The organism is Novacetimonas pomaceti (genome assembly GCF_003207955.1).
Taxonomy (GTDB): Bacteria; Pseudomonadota; Alphaproteobacteria; order Acetobacterales; family Acetobacteraceae; genus Novacetimonas; species Novacetimonas pomaceti.
Genome location: NZ_NOXG01000074.1, coordinates 1 through 2188, shown reverse-complemented (window position 1 = coordinate 2188; position 2188 = coordinate 1). Strand labels below are relative to the sequence as shown.

General features: G+C 55.7%; 3 protein-coding genes and 1 pseudogene. 1 reads left to right on the top strand and 3 read right to left on the bottom strand.

Features of this window, described 5'->3' with window-relative positions; translation table 11 throughout:
* Together CFR71_RS16745 and CFR71_RS15520 are read right to left on the bottom strand one after the other, a co-directional pair.
* Positions 1–231: pseudogene (locus CFR71_RS16745) on the bottom strand (conjugal transfer protein TraI); the annotation flags it as partial.
* Position 232: 1 nt separating this feature from the next.
* Entirely contained in the window at positions 233–691 is a 459-nt protein-coding gene (locus tag CFR71_RS15520; protein WP_158003679.1) for a DotD/TraH family lipoprotein, read from the bottom strand.
* Positions 692–1017: 326 nt separating this feature from the next.
* Here CFR71_RS15520 and CFR71_RS15515 point away from each other — a divergent pair, with 326 nt between their 5' ends.
* Positions 1018–1407: a hypothetical protein gene (locus tag CFR71_RS15515; protein ID WP_039732891.1), complete on the top strand. Its 390-nt coding sequence runs from the start codon at positions 1018–1020 to the stop codon at positions 1405–1407.
* A gap of 210 nt (positions 1408–1617) precedes the next feature.
* On the opposite strand, the gene CFR71_RS15510 is transcribed toward CFR71_RS15515, so the two are convergent.
* Positions 1618–2188: pyridoxal phosphate-dependent aminotransferase (locus CFR71_RS15510; protein WP_116790925.1), on the bottom strand; the 571-nt coding region annotated here is incomplete at its 5' end.

The window sequence follows — 2188 nt, the reverse complement described above, 5'->3', positions numbered from 1 at the left end:
GGGATTGGCAAGGGCGGGGTCAGCCCCGTCCACCTGATCCGCACCCGGTTGGGGCGGCTGTGGCTCCGGGACCAATGTGCCGCTGCGGGCCGGTGGTGGGGATGGAGACGATGTCGGTAGCCGGACGTGCTGCCCCTCCTCAATGACAACCTTCCCCGTGGAGACAGAAGCCGCATGGGTCGGGCTGCCTGCGGCCGTCACGACGATGGCCGAAGATAGAAAGAGCGCCATCTTACGCATGCCATGCCACCGTTATCGCGTGGTGAAGCGGGTCTACCGAGACCATGGCCTGATCTCCGGCCTGATCGCCCAATGTCCGAAGGATATCCACCACAGCGGCAACGCTGTTGGTCGCGACGCGCATTGCTCGGGGATGGCCGGTGACAGTCACGCTATAGCCAATTTCCTGGCCGAGTTTTGCGACGGCCTTGCCCAGCGGGCCGTCCCATACGAACCAGATCCGGCGGGTCAGATCATCGGGGAGCAGGGGTTGGTTGGCAGATGCCACGACCGGAGACGGGCGGATGCTGCCAAGTTCCCGAAGATCAGTCGTGGTTTCTGCCATTGACCGCTGCAAGGCCAGTTCAGGATTGGCCATGCCGGTCGTCGCAATGGGAGAAGGTGACGACAGGCTCTGCGCACAGGCGTTGAGCGCCATGGGCAAAAGAAAAATGAGCAGAGAATGTTTCATGAGCTTCTCCGGATAATGGGAGTAGCTTCGAAGATCATCTTGCGACTGCTGCAGCAAAAATTGGCTGCGTTGCTTTTTATTTCATGCAGGTCCCGAGAGCAGATTCGTGTCCTCTTTTGAGGTATGCTGTCGCCGGATTGACGCGCAGAATTGCGTGGGACAGAAGCAACCCTTTTCTGTTTTCGGCTCTGAACGTGAGGGGATCACCGGCAGCCATCCATGTTGCTGACAGTCCTACCAAGCATCTGATGTGCGCTGAACAATCTGTATCGATGGGACACAATGAGGTATGTCGATGATATGTAGCCGAGAGGGTAGAGTGCAGGATGAAGATCATCAGAACGGCCATCGTGATGGCGATCATTGCAGGCACGAGTGCCTGTTCGTCCACGGGTGATGCTTCCATAAAAAAAACAACCATCGCGGAAGTTGATCAGAATATTCATGATGGTGTGACAACTTCATCCCAGGTGCGTCAGATTTACGGTGAACCGGGGCAGAAAACCTATGAAGATGGTTATGAGGTTTGGATTTATAGTTTTACGTCCGGCAGGGAGGATGGTCTTTCAATAGCGCAGGACGTAGTCGGGCTTGGCATGCTTGGAGAAAGATCAAATAACAAAAGCAAGATGCTGAATGTTGTGTTGAGTAACGGAATCGTGCTGAAGCATAGTTTTGCCACCTCGCATTTCAGTTCCAGCAGTGGCTTGAGGTAGTAATATCGCAGGCAGTTAATGGTTTGGTATGAATGTATTGATCTGGGTAAGGCATGCAGCCGGGGCTGACTATAATCAAGACGTGTGCCGCAGAACTTAAGTTGGAAGAAACCACCTGCATGGTCCGTAGTAGTGGGTCGTGGTAAGTGCGTATTCGCATGTCTCCTGATCAGAAACACAGCTATACGCGCTCCAGACGTATATTCCCCTTTAAGTCACTGCATTGACGGGTAAGCGGTCCTTTTGGTGACGGAACCATGGGACCATGCGGCGGATGGCTTCTTCAATCTGGTCCGTTGCGACCGCAAAGCTGAAACGGATGAAGTATTTCCCGTCTATGGGGTCGAAATCAATGCCCGGCGCTGTCGTAACACCCGTATCCAGCAACAGGCGCTTGCAAAACGCCATACTGTCATCCGTCAGGTGCCGGATATCGGCATAGATATAGAACGCTCCATCTGGAGGCGCGATATGGCGCAGGCCCATTTCCGGCAGGGCGCGCAGCAGCAGGTCACGGTTGCGCCGGTAGGTTTCCATATGCCCTTCAAGCTCATCGCGGCAATCGAAGGCGGCAAGGGCCGCGTGCTGGCTGAGGGCGGCGGGCGGCAGGAACAGATTACCCATCCGCGCGCGGGCGGCTTCCACCTTGGCTGGCGGGACAACCAGCCACCCCAGTCGCCACGGCGCCATGCTGAAGTATTTGGAAAAACTGTTTACCACCAGCGCATCGGGATCATATTCCAGAATACTGTGCGCGCGTTCGCCAAAACTCAGGCCGTGA